At 71.2% G+C, this 17,009-nt stretch carries 15 protein-coding genes; 13 read left to right on the forward strand and 2 right to left on the reverse strand.

Translation table 11 applies throughout. From position 1 onward, the window contains the following. Window positions 1–4 precede the first annotated feature (4 nt). Entirely contained in the window at window positions 5–823 is an 819-nt protein-coding gene (locus O9255_RS04300) for a polysaccharide deacetylase family protein (RefSeq protein ID WP_297865602.1), read from the forward strand. Window positions 824–839: 16 nt separating this feature from the next. Here the strand turns inward: O9255_RS04300 and O9255_RS04305 are convergent, their stop codons facing one another. Further along, window positions 840–1,358 carry a hypothetical protein gene (locus O9255_RS04305; protein WP_297865603.1) on the reverse strand — a complete coding sequence of 173 codons (519 nt, stop codon included), beginning with the start codon at window positions 1,356–1,358 and terminating at the stop codon, window positions 840–842. 170 nt (window positions 1,359–1,528) lie between these two features. Between O9255_RS04305 and O9255_RS04310 the strand changes: the two genes are divergently transcribed. The 12 genes from O9255_RS04310 to O9255_RS04365 all read left to right on the forward strand — a co-directional run bounded on the left by O9255_RS04310 (window position 1,529) and on the right by O9255_RS04365 (window position 15,991). Further along, on the forward strand, window positions 1,529–2,236 hold the full coding sequence (locus O9255_RS04310; protein WP_297865604.1) for an RDD family protein: 708 nt from the start codon (window positions 1,529–1,531) through the stop codon (window positions 2,234–2,236). Beyond that, entirely contained in the window at window positions 2,229–3,230 is a 1,002-nt protein-coding gene (locus O9255_RS04315) for a stage II sporulation protein M (protein WP_297865605.1), read from the forward strand. The genes O9255_RS04310 and O9255_RS04315 overlap by 8 nt, the downstream gene beginning before the upstream one ends. Beyond that, window positions 3,220–4,779: a DUF4129 domain-containing protein gene (locus O9255_RS04320; RefSeq protein WP_297865606.1), complete on the forward strand. Its 1,560-nt coding sequence runs from the start codon at window positions 3,220–3,222 to the stop codon at window positions 4,777–4,779. The genes O9255_RS04315 and O9255_RS04320 overlap by 11 nt, the downstream gene beginning before the upstream one ends. Then, window positions 4,776–5,948 carry a DUF4350 domain-containing protein gene (locus O9255_RS04325; RefSeq protein WP_297865607.1) on the forward strand — a complete coding sequence of 391 codons (1,173 nt, stop codon included), beginning with the start codon at window positions 4,776–4,778 and terminating at the stop codon, window positions 5,946–5,948. The genes O9255_RS04320 and O9255_RS04325 overlap by 4 nt, the downstream gene beginning before the upstream one ends. Window positions 5,949–5,986: 38 nt before the next feature. Continuing rightward, window positions 5,987–6,976: a MoxR family ATPase gene (locus O9255_RS04330; RefSeq protein ID WP_297865608.1), complete on the forward strand. Its 990-nt coding sequence runs from the start codon at window positions 5,987–5,989 to the stop codon at window positions 6,974–6,976. After that, entirely contained in the window at window positions 6,973–8,277 is a 1,305-nt protein-coding gene (locus O9255_RS04335; protein ID WP_297865609.1) for a DUF58 domain-containing protein, read from the forward strand. Before O9255_RS04330 ends, O9255_RS04335 begins: the two co-directional genes overlap by 4 nt. Window positions 8,278–8,391: 114 nt before the next feature. Further along, window positions 8,392–9,069: a YIP1 family protein gene (locus O9255_RS04340; protein ID WP_297865610.1), complete on the forward strand. Its 678-nt coding sequence runs from the start codon at window positions 8,392–8,394 to the stop codon at window positions 9,067–9,069. A gap of 18 nt (window positions 9,070–9,087) precedes the next feature. Then, window positions 9,088–10,341 (forward strand): efflux RND transporter periplasmic adaptor subunit, encoded by a 1,254-nt coding sequence (locus O9255_RS04345; RefSeq protein WP_297865611.1) that lies wholly within the window; start codon window positions 9,088–9,090, stop codon window positions 10,339–10,341. Further along, on the forward strand, window positions 10,338–11,015 hold the full coding sequence (locus O9255_RS04350; protein WP_297865612.1) for an ABC transporter ATP-binding protein: 678 nt from the start codon (window positions 10,338–10,340) through the stop codon (window positions 11,013–11,015). Before O9255_RS04345 ends, O9255_RS04350 begins: the two co-directional genes overlap by 4 nt. Further along, a complete protein-coding gene (locus O9255_RS04355; protein ID WP_297865613.1) occupies window positions 11,015–12,235 on the forward strand; it encodes an ABC transporter permease in 1,221 nt (406 codons plus the stop codon). The genes O9255_RS04350 and O9255_RS04355 overlap by 1 nt, the downstream gene beginning before the upstream one ends. A 125-nt stretch (window positions 12,236–12,360) precedes the next feature. Then, window positions 12,361–13,719, forward strand: a complete 1,359-nt coding sequence (locus O9255_RS04360) for an amidohydrolase (RefSeq protein WP_297865614.1) — start codon at window positions 12,361–12,363, stop codon at window positions 13,717–13,719. A 4-nt stretch (window positions 13,720–13,723) separates the two neighbouring features. Beyond that, window positions 13,724–15,991, forward strand: coding sequence for a CHASE2 and HATPase_c domain-containing protein (locus tag O9255_RS04365; protein WP_297865615.1), 2,268 nt, complete (start codon window positions 13,724–13,726; stop codon window positions 15,989–15,991). Here O9255_RS04365 and O9255_RS04370 read toward each other — a convergent pair. Continuing rightward, entirely contained in the window at window positions 15,980–16,720 is a 741-nt protein-coding gene (locus O9255_RS04370; RefSeq protein ID WP_297865616.1) for a response regulator transcription factor, read from the reverse strand. The genes O9255_RS04365 and O9255_RS04370 overlap by 12 nt on opposite strands. Between the last annotated feature and the right edge of the window lie 289 nt (window positions 16,721–17,009).

Genomic DNA, 17,009 nt, shown 5'->3' on the forward strand with positions numbered 1-17,009 from the left:
GCCCATGCACATCCTCACCTACCACGCCGGTCTGATCGACGGCCCGGACTACGCACAGAACGACCACGTCGCGCTGCGTGAGGACCTGAAGGTGATCGCGCGTTTGGGCTTGTGCGTCGTGCCGCTGCAAGCGGTCGTTGATGCGCTGCTCGGCCGACGTGCCTGGTCGACGCTGGACGGTGCCGTGGCGCTCACCTGCGATGACGGCACCGCGTTCGACGCATTGCCCGGTCGCGAGTACGGCGCGCACGGCCCGCAACCGTCGCTGCTGGGCGTGCTGCAGGATTGGGTCCGCGAGGACCCCGCCGCGCGTGCCGAAGCCAGCCTCACCAGCTTCCTGATCGCCTCGCCCGCGGCGCGCGCCGCGATGGACCGCCAGTGCCTGTTCGACCGCAACGACCTCGACAGCGACTGGTGGGCGGCGGCGCAGGGCACCGGCCACATGGTGTTCGGCAACCACAGTTGGGACCACAACCATCCCATCCTGCCGCTTGAGGAATCACTCCAGCTCGCGCGCGGCGACTTCTTCGCCGTGGACGACGAGCCCAAGGCGGACTACGAGATCGCACAGGCACAGGCGTTCCTCGCTGAAGTGCTGGGGCAGCGGCCCACCTGCTTCGCCTACCCCTTCGGCCATGTGCCCGAGTTCGTGCGTTCGACCTATCTGCCGCGCCGCGGCCCGGAACTGGGCCTTGAAGCGGCGTTCACGACGGAGACCGGCCGAGTGCGCCCCGACAGCGACCGCTGGGCGTTGCCGCGTTCCGTGTGTCGTTGGCACTGGAAGAGCCCTGCGGAACTCGAGGCCCTGCTGACGGCCGATTGATCGGCCAAGGGCCGAGCTAGAACGGGCCGATGGTGTGCAGCTCGCGGACGATGGCCGCGCGGCGTTCTTCGCTCAGCGGCTTGTGCCACTTCACGATCAGGTGCGGATGCGGCGTCGGCGTGTAGCCGATGCTCATGTCCACCTCCCAGGCCCGCGGGTCGCCGCAATAGCCGCCGAAGGCGTCGCAGGTATCGCCGAACTTGCGAAAGCCGTAGAGCTGCACCTGCGCCATCAGTCCGCCGGCCTCGTTCACCATGGCGCGGTGCTCATCGCTCATCAGCGCGAATCCACGACCATCGGTGCAGGCGCCGCCCACAAGCACCAAGCGATCGCGCCAAGGCCGGAAGTGCACATAGGACATCGGCACAAGGTGGTGGTCGTCGCGCTTGTAGAACGCGACGATGTGGTGCGGGAAGTCGGGTGCGGACGCCCGGTACTTCCGCTGGAAGATCGGTTCGGCGAACGCCGGACCGTTATCGACTTCGGTGATCAGGATGAAGGGCGCGAGCCGTTCGGTGTAGGCGGCGGGAGTCATGGGTTGGGGTTGGCGTCCGTCGAAAGCGGCGTGAGGGGCCTGCGGAGGGTACGACGCGACCCTGCGCTGCGGGACGTCGCGCCCTGCTGGTAGAGTTCCCACGACCCCCCCACTCTGCTTTCGATGGATCGCCCGCTCCCTCCCGCTCCCTCATCGCCCCGGACGCCGCGATGAGTGAAGCCCCCCCGCTCGACACCCTGCGACAGGTCGAAACGCCGGAAGGCGTGGCTTTGGTGCTGCGCGCCGCCGGTGCCGTGCCACGCGCGCTGGCCTGGCTGATCGACCTCGCCGTGCGCGGCACGGTGTACTTCAGCGCTGCCACGGTGCTCGGCATCGCTGGCGAGACCGGCGCCGGCGTGATGCTGTTGCTGCTGTTCGTGCTGACCTGGGGCTACCCGATCCTGTTCGAGGTGCTGTGGCACGGGCAGACGCCCGGCAAGCGCGCGCTCGGCCTGCGCGTGTTGCGCGGTGACGGCGCGCCGGTGGGCTGGCTGGCTTCGATCACGCGCAACTTCCTGCGCACCGTCGACATGCTGCCGGTGCTCTACGGCGCAGGGTTGGTGAGCATGCTGGCCGACGCGCACTCGCGCCGCCTCGGCGATCTCGTGGCCGACACCGTGGTGGTTTACGTCGACCCGCCGCGCCGTCCCAGCGTGCTGCCGCCCGGCGAGGTGCAGCGCTGGCCGGTGCCGCTCGGCGTCGAGGAGCAGCAGGCGCTGGTGGCCTTCGGCGAGCGCAGCCGGGCCCTGAGCGTGGCGCGGCAGAACGAGCTTTGCGAACACCTGGAGCCCGTCACCGGCTTGCGCGGCGATGCGGCGCGCGAGCGCGTGCTCGCGGCGGCGCGCTGGCTGGCCGGACGGAGCGCGGGCGATGCGTAGGCAGGAGCCCTTCGTCGCCCACCACGCCGGGGAATGGGCGCAGCTCGCCGATTGGCTCGACCGTCGCGAATCCGATGCGCCGCTGAAGCGCCCGCCGCCCGAGGGCGGCGTGCTGGCGGATGCGGAGTTCCCGGCGCGCTATCGCCGCGTGTGCCAGCAGTTGGCGCTGGCCAAGCAGCGCGGCTACAGCCCGGCCGTGGTCGAGCCGCTGCAGGGGCTGGTCGAACGCGGCCACCGCCAGCTCTACCGCCCGCCGCGCCCGCGTTGGCGCGCGGCCTGGGATTTCGTGCTGGCGGGTTTCCCGCGCCTGGTGCGCAAGCACGCCGGCTGCATGGCGCTCTCGGCGGCGCTCTTCCTCGTGCCGCTGGTGGGGGTGTTCACGCTGCTGCAGTTCCGACCGGACGCCGCGTGGCTGCTGTTCGACGCCTCGATGCTGGCGCAGATGGAGGCCATGTACGACCCGGCCGCCGAGCACTTCGGCCGCGATCGCGGTGCCGATGGCGACTTCCAGATGCTCGGCTACTACGTGATGAACAACATCAGCATCGGCTTCCGCAGCTTCGCGTCGGGCCTGCCGGCGGGCCTCGGCGCGCTGTACGTGATGGTGTTCAACGGCGTGATGATCGGCGGTGTCGCGGGGCACCTGCACGTGTCCGGTTATGGCGACACCTTCTGGCGTTTCGTCGTCACCCACGGTGCGCCGGAGCTCACCGCCATCGTCATCGCTGGCGGCGCCGGCCTGCGCATCGGTCTCTCGCTGATCGCGCCGGGCCGCCTGCGCCGCCGCGACGCGCTCATCGAGGCCGGCCGCGACGGCGCCAAGCTCTGCCTCGGCGTTTTCGTGATGCTGCTGTTGGCGGCCTTCATCGAGGCCTTCTGGTCGTCGAAGTCAGACCTGCCGGACCTGGTGCGTTTCCCGCTGGCGGCGGCGCTGTGGGCCGCCATCTTCTGGTGGCTGGCGATGGGTGGGCGAGGGCGCAGCAATGCGGATTGACCGCCTCGGCATCTCGCTGCGCGCACGCTCCTCATGGGAAGCCATTGATCTCGGCATCGCCCTGGCGCGCCACCACGCGCGCGCCTGGGTCGGGCCGTGGCTGCTCTGTGCCGGCCTGCTGTGCGCGCTGCTGCTCGGCTTGGGCCACCTGCTGGGCTGGCTCTGGCTGACGCCGCTGATGCTGTGGTGGCTGAAGCCCGCGCTCGACCGCATCCCGTTGTTCGTGCTGTCGCGCGCGGTGTTCGGCCACGAGCCGACGCGCGCCGAGGTGTATCGCGCCGCATGGCGCTGGGGCTGGGGCCCGACATTGCCGCGTTTGCTGTGGTTGCGCTTCGACCCGTTCCGCGCCCTCTCGCTGCCGAGCGACCTGCTCGAAGGCCTGCCGCGCGCCGAGCGCGGCCAGCGCCGCGAGCTGCTGCGTCGTGACGGTGCCCCGCAGTCGGCCGGGCTTTGGCTGCTGCTGCCGTGGTTCGAACTGGTGCTCGTGCTCAGCGTCTGGGCGCTGGTGGGCTTGATGATCCCGCTGGAGTGGTGGGAAGCCCGCGGCGGGGATTGGATGGGCGCGCTGGGCAAGGACGCCACGCCGTGGCTCGACCTCGTCCTGAACGCCGTGGGTTGCGTGGGCATTCTGGTGATCGAACCATTCTTCGTCGCCGCCGGTTTCGGCCTGTACTTGAGCCGCCGCGTGCACCTCGAGGCCTGGGACCTCGAGCTCGGCTTCAAGCGCATGGCCGCGCGCGCCGTGGCGGCCGGTCGCGGCGCAGGGGGCGTGCTCGTGCTGCTGCTCGCGGTGCTGGCGATGCCGACGGCGCTCGATGCGAAAGAGAAGGTGGCGAAGTCGCTCGACCTGCCCGAGCGCGCGACGCGCCTACCCGAGGGCTTCGCCGATGACGCGCAGACCGCGCGCTTGGATGCGGCGTTGCGCGAGGCGCGCGACGATGCCTCGCTCGGCGGCACCAAGACGGTGCAGCGCTGGCGCATGAAGGACCTGCTCTCCGACCTCGACGAGGAGCAGGCGCAGCCCCTGATCCACTGGCGCGAGAAGCTGGGCGAGCTCGTTGGTCGCTTGGTGGGCATGGCGGCGGAACTGCTGCTGTGGGCCGTGGCCCTGCTGGCGCTGGCCTACGTGCTGTGGCGCTACCGCGACTGGCTGCCGTGGCGTCGCGAGCGCGCGGCCGAAGCGCATGCCCCGCCGCCGCTGCGCCACCGGGGCCTCGCGCCGGAAGACGTCGCCGCCGCGCCGGAACTGCTGCAGCGCGCGCGCGCCGCTTGGGCGCGTGGCGAGGCTCGCGAGGCCTTCGCCTGCCTGTACCGCGCCGGCCTGCGCGAGGTGTCGGCACGGCGTCCGCGCCCGCTGCCGCCCGGCACCACCGAAGGCGAGCTGTTGCGTGCGGCGCGCACGCTGGCCCATGCGCCAGCCGCCGAGCACGTGCGCCGTCTCGTGCAGGCCTGGCGAGCCGTGGCCTATGCCGGGGCGCGCCCCGATGCCGCAGCCTTCGAGGCCCTGATCGCCGCGTGGCCCGACGCCTTCGGGGAGGGCCGCGCATGACGCCGCGTCGTCGCAACCTCGCTATCGGCGCGGCCGCCTTCGTCTTCGTCGGCCTGATGGTCGGTGCCTTCCTCGCCACCCATGAGCGCGTCACCGTCGAGCAGCCCACGCCGCCCACCGCGGAAGCACGCGCGAACCCGCTGCATGGGCTGACGCTGGCGCTGCGCAAGGCCGGGCAGGCCGTAGTGCTGAAAGGCCATGTCGACTTCCGCCGCACCCCGCCACCGTCGCGCGGCACGCTGGTGCTGCTTTACCCGGAAGCGCAGGTGGAAACCGACGACGACAGCTGGGCCTTGCTGGACTGGGTGGAGCAGGGCGGACGCCTCGTGCTGCCCATGCCTTCCGGCGATGCCGCGCCGTCGCTGTCGACCATGCTCGGCGAAGAGTTGGGGGTCGAAGCGCTGCGCGGTGCCGCGGCCGACGTCGACTGCCCGCGCCTTCGGTTGGCCGACGGGGTGACGGAGGTCGTCTGCGGCACGCCCTTCGCGGTGACCGGCCTCATCGACGATGCCCTCGTCTGGCCGAAGGCTGGCCACGCCCGTATCGCCCGCCTGCCCTATGGCGAAGGCGAGGTGCTGGTGCTGAGCGAGCTCGATGCCTTCACCAACCGCCGGCTTTCGCCGCTCGGCACCACCGCCGACGTCGAGGCCGATGCCGAGCGGCAGCAGCGACGCGACGCGCAGACGCGCCTGATGGCGCAGCTCGCCGGCGCCTGGGTCGATGGCGAAGCGGTGTGGATTCTCAGCCATCGCGGCGGCTCGCTGGCCGCGCTGCTGTGGCGCGAAGGTTGGCCGGTGATGCTCGGCCTCGCGCTCGCCCTGTTGGCGTGGTTGCGCTGGGCCAGCCAGCGCCTCGGCCCGACGGTGCCGGCGCCGGCCGCGCATCGCCGCGCGCTGATGGAGCACATCGATGCCGCTGGGCAGTTCGCCTTCCGCAGCGACCACGGCGCCTCCCTCCATGCCGCGCTGCGCGAGGCCGTGCTCGAACGCCTCGCCCAGCGCCATGCCTTGGCGCGTCTCGACGAGGCCGCGCTCGCGCAGGCCTTGGCCGACCGCAGCCGCGTTCCCGTCGATGCGATCGCAGCGGCGCTCGCGCTGCCGCATCGCGCCACGCCCGACCAGTTCCGCGAGGCCGTCGCCACGCTCGCCACCCTGCTGCACCGACTCTGATCCCCACTTCCGCCTCGCTACACGAACCGGACCCGCGCATGAGCCCCGACCAACCCGCCCCGCCGCCGCTGCCCTTCGCCGAACTCGCCGACCGCGTCGCCGCGGTGCGCCGCGAGATCGGACAGGCCTTCATCGGCCAGGACGCCGTCCTCGACCAGCTGCTGCTGGCCCTGCTCGGCGGCGGCCACGTGCTGATCGAAGGCGTGCCCGGCCTCGGCAAGACCCTGCTGGTGCGCGCGCTGGCCGCCGTGATGCGCTGCCAGTTCTCGCGCGTGCAGTTCACGCCCGATCTGATGCCCAGCGACGTGAGCGGCCACGCCGTCTACGACCCGAAGACCGAAACCTTCAGCGTGCGCCGCGGCCCGGTGTTCACGAACCTCCTGCTCGCCGACGAGATCAACCGCGCCCCGGCGAAGACGCAGTCGGCCCTGCTCGAAGCCATGCAGGAGCAGCAGGTGACCATCGAAGGCCAGAGCTTCCCACTGGCCGCTCCGTTCATGACCATCGCCACCCAGAACCCGGTCGAGCAGGAGGGCACCTACCCGCTGCCGGAAGCCCAGCTCGACCGCTTCCTGCTGAAGATCCTGATCGGCTATCCCTCGCTGGCCGACGAAGTGCGCATGGTCGAGGCCATCAGCACCGGCCGTGCGCGCGCCGACTTCGACCTGTCCACGCTGAACGCCCTGCTCGCGCCCGAGGACGTGGTGGCCATGCAGCAGGCGGTCGCCTCGGTGCGCGTCGATGCCGCCGTGCTCGACTACGCGGTGCGCCTCGTGCATGCCACGCGCGAATGGCCGGGGATTGCGATGGGCGCCGGCCCGCGCGGCAGTCTCGCGCTGGTGCGCCTCGCGCGCGCGCAGGCGGCGATGGAGGGCCGCGATTTCGTCGTGCCGGACGACGTGCGCGACGTGCTGCTGCCGGCGCTGCGCCACCGCATCGCGCTGAGCCCTGAGCTGCAGCTCGAAGGCCAGTCGCCGGATGCGGTGCTGGCCGCGCTGCGCGAGCGGGTGAAGGCCCCGCAGAAGTGAGGCCGACCCGCGCCACCATCGCGCTGCTGGCCGTTTGGGGCCTCGTGGGCTTGGCGATTCCCCTCGCCGGGCTGGCGACGCTGCATTGGCTGTGGGCCGGCGGCGTGCTCGGCCTCACACTGCTGCTCGATGCGGTGGCGCTGTCGCGGCAACCGTCGCCGGCCTTCGAGCGGCAGATGCCGGCCGTGCTGCCCCTCGGCCCGTGGGCGACGGTGACCTTGCGGCTGACCAACACCGCCCGCGGTGCGTTGCGCGGCACGCTGCATGACGGGCATCCCGGCGACTGGACCGTCGAGGACCAGCCCCGAGATCTGCGCATCGCGCCCCGCGAGGTGCTGGAGCTCACCTACCGCACGCTGCCGCCGCGCCGCGGCGAAGCGGTGTTCGAGCCCGGCTGGTGGCGGCAGGTCTCGACCCTGCGCCTGTGGACGCAAACCCGCCGTCTTGGCGCGACCACGCCGGTGCGCGTGTTCCCGAACTTCGCGCCGCTCGCCGGCCTCGCCCTGCACACCGCCGAGCAGGCCACGCGGATGACCGGCGCCCACCTCGCCCGGCGTCGCGGCGACGGCACCGAGTTCCACCAGATGCGCGAGTACCGCACCGGCGACAGCCTGCGGCAAATCGACTGGAAGGCCACGGCTCGTGCGCGCCGCCTCATATCGCGCGAGTACCAGGAAGAGAAGAACCAGCGCGTCACCCTGCTGCTCGACTGCGGCCGCCGCCTGCTCGCCGAGGATGGCGGGCTCACGCACTTCGACCACGCCCTCAACGCCGCCTTGCTGGTCGCCTACACGGCACTGCGGCAGGGCGATGCCGTCGCTTTGCAGACCTTCGGCGCGGTCGATCGCAGCGTGCCCTCGGTGCGCGGTGTTGGTGGCCTGGACGCGCTGGTGGAAGCCACCTTCGACGTGCAGCCGGCGCCGGTGGCCGCCGACTACCTCGAGGCCGCGCGCCGCGTGCTGGCGCAGAATGCGCGACGCAGCCTCGTGCTGGTGGTGACCAACGTGCGCGACGAGGACGCCGACGATCTGCTTGCCGGGCTCGAACTGCTGCAGCGCCGGCACCTCGTCTGCGTGGCCAGCCTGCGTGAAAGCGCGCTCGACGCCGCGATGGCGGCCGAGCCCCACCGCTTCGAGGACGCGCTGCGCCTCGGCGCCACCCAGCAGTACCTCGCCTCGCGCAAGCGTGCCCACGCGCAGCTGCGGGCGCGTCGCATCGATGTGCTGGACGTGCGCTGCGAGCAGCTGCCCGCCGCCCTCGTGCAGCACTACCTCGCCATCAAGCGGGCCGGGCGGCTGTAAGGGCCGGCCTTCCACTGGCGTACCACGAACATGACCTCCGTCACTTCCACCCCTCGGCGTCAGGCCACAGTCTGAGCTCGAGGACTCTCCCTCCACGCATTGGGGAATGCGCGCATGAAACTCGTCGACATCTTCCTTGACCCGGCCAAGGTCTTCACGGCCGAAAAGGACAAGCCCACCTTCCTGCTGCCGATGGCGATCATGGTCGCTCTGTCGGTGGCCATGATCCTCGCCTACTACCTGCGCGTGGATCCCGATTGGTTCCAGGACTTCTCGCTGACGATGATGGGCCAGGAGATGACGCCGGCCGAGATCGCCCAGGTTAAGCAGGTTATGCCCGGTGCGAAGGTGCAGGGCTACATCGGTGCCGCCGGCACCCTGATCTTCGTGCCGATCGTCTACGCGGTGTTCGCGCTGTACTACTTCCTCGCCGGCAAGATCGCCGGTGCCGGGCTGTCGTACAAGCACAGCCTGTCGCTGACCACGTGGGCCGCGATGCCGACCGCCCTCGGCGCCCTGATCGGCACCATCGGCGCGTTGACGATGGAACCGCAGACGCCGCTGCACGCGATCTCGCTGACGAAGATCGACCCGTTGCTGGTGCAGCTGCCCTTCGACCACGACCTGAGCACGTTCGCCAAGGGCTTCGACCTGCTGGGCTTGTGGGCCATCGCGCTCGGCGCCATCGGCTGGAAGACCTTCACCCGCAGCGGCTGGGGCTCGGCCGTCTTCGTCGCGGCGCTGCCTTCGGTGCTGATCTACGGCATCTGGCTGCTGATCGCCCTGCTCTGACCTCCTGGCCCCTTCTCCATGCGCATCCCGAAGAAAGCCCTGATCGCGGGCGGCATCGTCCTCCTGCTCGCCCTGCCCTTCATCGCCAAGCGCGGCGGCAGCGATGCGGTGGAGGTGCAGGTCGCCACCGCCGCGCCGCAGGCCATCCGCCCGACCATCCTCGCCTCCGGCACGCTGGCGTTCCGGACTGAGGTGAAGCTCACCGCGGAAGTGCTGGCGCAGGTCAGCGAGGTGCTGGTGAAGGACGGCGACCGCGTGCAGCGCGGCCAGGTTCTGCTGCGCCTCGATCCGGAGACCTACCGCAATGCCATCGAACGCGAGGAGGCCAGCCGGCGGCAGGCCCTGATCAGCATCGAGCGCCAGCGCGTCACGCTGGCGCTGCGCGAGAAGCAGTTCGAGCGCTACCAGCGCCTCGCCGACGCGCAGACGATCGACCGCGCGCGCTTCGACGAGGAGAAGAACCAGCTCGAACTCGCGCGCATCGAACTGAAGAGCAGCGAGGAATCGCTGAAGCGCTCCGAGGCCATCCTCGCCGACGCCCGCGAGACCCTGCAGAAGACGGAAGTGGTGGCACCGATCGACGGCACCGTCGTGGGCGTGACCATCAAGGCCGGCGAGACCGCCGTGCCCTCCACGCAGGCCTTCGCGGGCGCGCAGCTGATGACCATCGCCGACACCAGCGCCATCGAGGCGCGGCTGAAGGTGGACGAGGGCGACATCGCCAAGGTTGCCGTCGGCCAGAAGGTCGACGTCTACCCGGCGGCTTTCCCGGACACCGCCGTGCCCGGCGTGGTGCGTCAGGTGGCCTTGGCGCCGATCCTCGAGAATCAGGGTCGCGCCTACGAAGTCATCGCCGAGCTCACGCCGCCGGAAGGCCTGGCCATGCGCTCCGGCATGAGCGCACGCGCCGACCTGTTCCTCGGCGATGGCGCCTCGACGCTCGCCGTGCCCGTGGAAGCGGTGATCGAGAGCGAGCCCGAGCCGCGCAAGACCGCCCACCACGTGTGGCGCATCGTCGACGGCAAGGTGAACAAGATCGAAGTGCAGGTCGGCGAGGCCGACGATCGCTGGCAGGCCATCACCTCGGGCCTGTCCGAAGGCGACCGCGTGGTCTCGGGCCCCGGCCGTGCGCTGCGCCAGCTGATGGAAGGCGGCAGCGTCAAGGAAATCGAGGCCAAGGACGACGAGGACGCCGACGACGCCGATGCCGACGCCGACGACAGTGAGGCGGCCGACGCCGAAAACACCGACGCCGAGGACGACGCCGGGTGATCGAGCTCGTCGGCATCCACAAGCACTACCTGATGGGCGACCAGGAGGTCCGCGCCCTCGATGGCGTGGATCTCTTCATCGACCGCAACGAGTACGTGGCCCTGATCGGCCCCTCGGGCTCGGGCAAGTCGACGCTGATGAACCTGCTCGGCTGCCTCGATACGCCGAGCGCCGGCCGCTATCTGCTCAACGGCCGCGACACCGCGACGCTCGATGACAACGAATTGGCGCATGTTCGCAACCGCGAGGTGGGCTTCGTGTTCCAGAGCTTCCACCTGCTGCCGCGGATGAGCGTGCTCGACAACGTGATGCAGCCGCTGGTCTACCGCGGCCTGCCGCGCGCCGAGCGTCGCCGCCGGGCCGTCGAATCCTTGGAGCGCGTCGGCCTGGGCAACCGCCTCGACCATCGCCCCAACCAGCTCTCCGGCGGCCAGCGCCAGCGCGTGGCGGTCGCCCGCGCGTTGGTGGGCGAGCCCTCGCTGCTGCTCGCCGACGAACCCACCGGCAACCTCGATTCGCGCACGTCCGCCGAGATCATGGCGCTGTTCGACGCCCTTCACGCGCAGGGCCAGACGGTGGTCGTGGTGACGCACGAACCCGATATCGCCGCGCACTGCCACCGCACCGTGCGCATCGGCGACGGCCGCATCGTCGAAGACCGGAGGACGCGCTGATGCAGGCCCTGCTCGAAGCCTTCCGCGCCGCGCTGGCCAGCCTGCTGGCCAACCGCATGCGCAGCGTGCTGACCACGCTCGGCATCGTCATCGGCACCGGCTCGGTGATCGCCGTCGTCTCGCTGGTGCAGGGCTTCTCGGCCTCGATCAAGAACCAGCTCGCCGACTTGGGCGGCAGCACGCTGACGCTGCAGGCCGTCAACACCAATGAGAACTTCCAGAGCGGCCGGCTCAACTACATCACCTTCGACGACATCAACGTGCTGCGCTACCGCGTGCCCGGCGTCGGCCAGGTGGCGCCGATCATGGTCGTCAACGTTCCCGGCATCAGCTACCAGGGCCGAACGGTCATGGGCGATGTCCGTGCCAGTAACGCCGACTACGCCGCCGTGTACGCACGCTGGCCAGTGAAGGGCCGCTTCCTCGCGCCGGCGGACGATCGTGGCCGCCGCAAGGTGGCGGTGATCGGCGAGAAGCTGCGCGTCGACCTCGACCTGCCCGAAGACCCGGTCGGCGAGTACATCCGCATCGGCAACGAGTGGTTCAAGGTGATCGGCCTGATGGAGAAGCAGGGCGACCTGCTCGGCTTCAGCCTCGACAACTACCTGATCATCCCGTTCGACGTCGGCCGCTCGATGATGGGCGCGAGCAACCGCCCCTTCATGCAGGCCAGCTTCACCGTGCCCGACCTCGAGCAGGTGAACACCGTGCGCGAGCGCGTGACCCGCGCGATCCGAACCGCGCGGCGCACGCCGGCCAGCGAGGGCAACACCTTCAAGGTGGAAGCCGCCGACGCCTTCGTGAAGCAGTTCGACCAGATCGCCGGCACCGCAACGCTGGTGGTCGGCGGCGTGGTCGGCATCAGCCTGCTGGTGGGCGGCATCGGCATCATGAACATCATGCTGGTGTCGGTGACGGAGCGGACCCGCGAGATCGGCATCCTCAAGGCGCTGGGCGCCACGCGCCGCGACATCCTCGTGCAGTTCCTGCTCGAAGCCGCGATGCTCGCCCTGCTCGGCGGCATCATCGGAATCATCTTGGGCATTGCTGCGGGCGTGGGCATCGCCGCGATGATCCCGGGCTTCCCACCGGCCTCGGTGCCGATCTGGGTGATCGCCGCGGCGGCCGGCTTCTCGGCCTTGGTGGGCGTCATCTTCGGCATCATGCCGGCCTCGAAAGCCGCGGGGCTCGACCCGATCGAGGCGCTGCGCTACGAGTAGCGCCGCCGCACCGCTCCGGGTCCGCGCGACCGGAGCGTCGGCCCGTCGGCTTGGGGGCGCAGCCCCCTCGCCGCGGGATGGTTCCTGCGTATGCTTCGGTGTCCCCGAAGCCACCCGCCTCGACCATGCCGCTGCCCCGCGCCGTCGCCCTCCGACTTGCCCCGCTCGCCGTGCTCGCGTCCGCGCTGGCCCTTGCGCCGTGCGCCGCCCACGCGGCACCGTCCAACCTCGCGCCGCTCGATACGGCCATCGCCGAGGTCCTGCCCGAGCTCATCGCTTGGCGCCGCGACCTGCACCAGCACCCCGAGCTCGGCACGCTGGAAGTGCGCACCGCCGCCAAGGTCGCGGCGCACCTGCGCGGCCTCGGCCTCGAGGTGCGCGAAGGCCTCGGCGTCACCGGCTTGGCCGCCATCCTCAAGGGCGCGAAGCCGGGCCCGAGCATCGCGCTGCGTGCCGACATGGATGCGCTGCCCGTCACCGAGGCGACGGGCCTGCCGTTCGCATCGACGGTGCGAACGACCTATCGCGGGCAGGACGTCGGCGTGATGCATGCCTGCGGCCACGATGCGCACGTCGCCCTGCTGATGGCCGCGGCCGAGGTGCTGGTCGGCATGAAAGATCAACTCGCTGGCGAAGTGATGTTCGTGTTCCAGCCGGCCGAGGAAGGCCCGCCGCAGCCCGGCCAGATCGTCGGCGCGAAGGCGATGATCGACGACGGCCTGTTCGCCGATTGGAAGCCCGACGCCATCTACGGCCTGCATGTCTGGGCGGCGCTGCCGGCCGGCACCGTCGGCTACCGCAGCGGTCCGACCATGGCCTCGGTCGATGAGTGGAACCTCGTCATCCGTGGGCGGCAGACGCACGGCGCGCGGCCCTGGGACGGCATCGACCCCGTCACCATCGCGGCGCAGGTGCAGATGGCGATGCAGACCATCGTCTCGCGCCAGACCGACATCGTGCGTTCGCCCGTGGTGCTCTCCACCGGCCAAGTGCAGGCCGGCGTGCGCTTCAACATCATCCCCGACGAGGCGCGCATGGCCGGCACGCTGCGCGCTTTCGACGACGGCGTGCGCGCCGACGTCATCGCGCGCTTCGAGCGCACCGCGAAGGCCATCGCCGAGTCGGCCGGCGCGACCGCCGAGCTCAGCGTCAACCTCAATGCCCCGCTCACCGCGAATGCCGCCGAACGCGCGGAGCGCGGCGGTGCGGCATTGCGCGCGGCGCTGGGCGAGGACAAGGTCGTGGAGATGCCGCTGCTGACGATCGGCGAGGACTTCTCGCAGTTCAGCACCGTCGCGCCGACCTTCTACTGGTTCGTTGGCAGCACCGGCCCGGGCATCGACCCGCGTCGCGCGCCGATGAACCACTCGCCGGAGTTCCTGTTCGACGAATCGGCGCTCGAGCCCGGCCTGCGCAGCCTGCTGGCCGTGGCGCTCGACGCCCTGCATTCACCGCCGCCGGCCGCGCCTTCCGCCGCCCGCTGAGCCGATGCGCCGCCTGCCGATCCACGCGCTGGTCATCCCGTTGCTGGCCGCCCTGTTGGTCGGCTTCAACCTGCTGGCGCCGTTCGACACGCGGGTGTACGACCAGCTGATGCGCCTGCACCAGCGCGAGGCGCCGCCGGAGATCGTGCTCGTGCATATCGACGGCGAAGCCGAGCGCCGCTACCCCGACTTCATCGATCGCCGACCGCTGGCGGTGGCCCGCCTCGTCGATCGCCTGAACCAGGTGAAGCCGCGCGTGATCGGCGCCTACCTCGCCTTCGACCCGCGCGATCCGCGCGACCGCGAAGGCCTCGGCGTGCTGCGCGAGGCGCTGGCCCGCCATGGCAACACGGTCGGCAAGGCCTTCGTGGGCGACACCGCGCACCAGAGCGCCGAGGAAGCCTTCCGCGCCGCCGAGAAAGTGGGCTTCCGCACCCTGGGCCTGCAGCTCGTCGCCACCGGCGACGACAACGTCATCCGTGGCAGTTTCCATGCCGCGCCGCTGGCCGGCGCGCTGCGGCCGAGCTTCGCCGTCGCCCTGCTGCAGCAGGCCGGCGACCTCGTCCCCGAGGAGCGCCGCGCGGCCCTACAGGCCGCGTTCGACTCGCCCACCGTTGCCGAGGACGCCTACGTCTTCGCCTTCCTGGGCGGTGGCGGCACCGTGCGTCGGGTCAGCGCCGCCGACGTGCTCGATGGCGAGGTGCACCCGGACGTCTGGCGCGACCGGATCGTCATCATCGGCCAGTCCGAGCAGGACACCGAGATCAACCTCACCACCGCCGTCTCGGGCTGGGCCGAACATGGCCTCACGGTCGATGAGTACGAGGCGCAGGCGACCGCGGCCCTGCTCACCGGCCACGTGTTCCGCGTGCTCTCGTCGTCGACCGACGCGGCCATCGTGGGCGGCGTGCTGCTGCTCTTCGCCCTGGCCCTGAACCACCTGCGCCAGCGCCGCGCCGCGGTGTTCGCGGTCGGCTTCCTCGTCCTCGTGGGGGTGGCCTACCTCGTGGCCTACCGCATGCTGATGTGGCTGCCGCCGGTGGCGCTGGCGATCGCCTTGCCGCTGCAGGTGTTCGTCGAAGTGATCCATCGCTACGTGCGCTCGGCCTCGATGCTGGCCGCCGAGATCGCCGTGCTGCGCCGCGAAGCCACCGCGCCGCCGGCCACGCGCCGCGGCTTCGATTTCGACGAGGCGCTGGCCGCGGTCCGCCAGGCCGTCGCGAGCATCCGCCGCCAGCGCGAGTACGTGCATCGGCTGATCGACGTGCAGCCGGCCGCCATCATCGTCATCGACGGCCAGCAGCGCCTGCGCCTCGGCAACGCCCAGGCCGTCGCCTGGCGCACCGACCCCGAGGCGCCGATGGGCACGCTGCGCGACTGGTTGGCCGCGGTCGACCTGCGCCTGCCGGCCGACGCCGGGCAGTACGTGGGCGCCGGCAGCGCGCGCCTGCTGGCGCAGTGCGGTGAACGCGAGGTGGTGGTCGCCTTCGAACCCTTGCCCGGCGGCCGCGAGCCCGACCAGCACGACACCCTCGTCTGCGTCACCGAGCTCACCGGCCTGATGGCCGACCAGCGCGAGCGCCAGGCCGCCATCGATTTCCTCTCCCACGACCTGCGCGCGCCGGCGCATGCGCTGGTGGAGCTCTGCGAAGGCGTGCTGGCCGATCCCACCCTCACGCCGTCCACCCAGCAGGTGCTGCGCAGTGCCGAGCGGCTCTCCCGCCGCATGGTGCAGATGGCGACGACCTACCTCGATTTCGTGCGTTCGGCCTCGCCCGAGGCCTTCACCCGCGCCGAGCCGGTGCTGTTGGCCGACGTGGTGCTGGAGGCGGTCGAGACCAGCACGCCGGAAGCCAGCGCCAAGCAGGTGCGGATGGAGCTGGCCCTCGACGACCAGGAGGCCGGTTGGGTGATCGGCGACGCCGCCCTGCTGCGGCGCGCGGTCGAGAACCTGCTGAGCAATGCGGTGAAGGTGACCCCGCCCGGTGGGCATGTGGATGTGCGCGTGGAGCGCCGACGCGAGGCGCTGGCCATCGTCGTCCGCGACGGTGGCCCGGGCATCGCCCCGTCCCGGCGCAGCCAGCTGTTCCAGCGCTTCGGGCCGCTGGCGCGCACGCCGAAGTCGTCGACCCGTTCGGTCGGCCTCGGCCTCGCCATGGTGATGAGCGTGGTGGCGCGCCACCGCGGCACCGTCTTCGTCGACAACCCGCCGGAGGGCGGCGCCGAGTTCCGCATCGAGCTGCCGCTCGAGCGCGAGGCCTCAGTCGCCTGAGGCGCCGGCCGCCGCGGGGGCGAGTTCCAGCCGGTAGCCCTCGCGATAGACGTTCGAGAGGCGGAGGCCGTTCTCCGCGAACATCAGCTTGCGGCGCAGCGTGTACAGGTGGGTGTCGAGCGTCCGGGCCGAGCCGCCGAGGTCGCGGCCCCAGATGGCGGCCACCAGCTCCTCGCGTCGCACCAGCCGGTCGCGATGCAGGAACAGGTACCAGGCCAGGTCGAATTCCTTCGGCTGCAGCTCGATGCGCTCGCCGTCGCGGCTGAGCTCGCGGGAGGCGCCGTCGATCCGGTAGGGGCCGAATTCCACCCGCAGCGGGGCCGTGGCGGCACCCTGGAAGCGTCGCGTCACGGCGGCGATCCGGGCCAGCAGCACCGTCGCCGAGGTCGGCTTGATGATGTAGTCGTCGGCGCCGACGGCCAGCGCCTCGACGATGCGCTCGTCGTCGTCGAAACGGCTGAAGATGATGATCGGCGCCCGGCGGCCGACGGAACGGTGCACCCAACCCACCAGGGCGGTGCCCTCGGTGTCGGGCAGGTGCCAGTCGAACAGGAACAGTTCGTGCCGCGCCTCGCGCACCTCGGACATGAACTGCACGCCCTCGGTGAACCACTCCACCTCGTGGCCGGCGGCCCGCAGGGCGGCGATGGCGCGTTCCGCCTCGATGCGGTCGTCCTCCACCAGTGCCACGCGAAGCGGCGGATGCGCCGTCACCATCGGCGTGCTCATGCGCGGCCGCTCCCGGGGTGGGGCTGGGCAGGCGGCGCGAAGCGGGTCGGGCAGGCGGGCATGGCGTCGAGTGTGGCGATCGATCCCGGCGAAGTGAAGCCGCGCAGAAAAAGAAAACCCGACCACGGCGGGGGCCGGGTCGGGCTCGGAGGGGGTGCGACCACCAAGCAGCACGGTCGCAGAACAGGGCGGAAGCGAAGGCAGGGGGGGTGCCTCGCGTCGCGCCGCTCGAAGCGTATCGAACCGCTCCTCCACCCCCCGGGGGTGAGGGGCGGGCGAAGCATGACGG

Origin of the sequence: Silanimonas sp. (assembly GCF_027530345.1) — a bacterium.
In the GTDB taxonomy this organism is placed as follows: domain Bacteria; phylum Pseudomonadota; class Gammaproteobacteria; order Xanthomonadales; family Xanthomonadaceae; genus Silanimonas.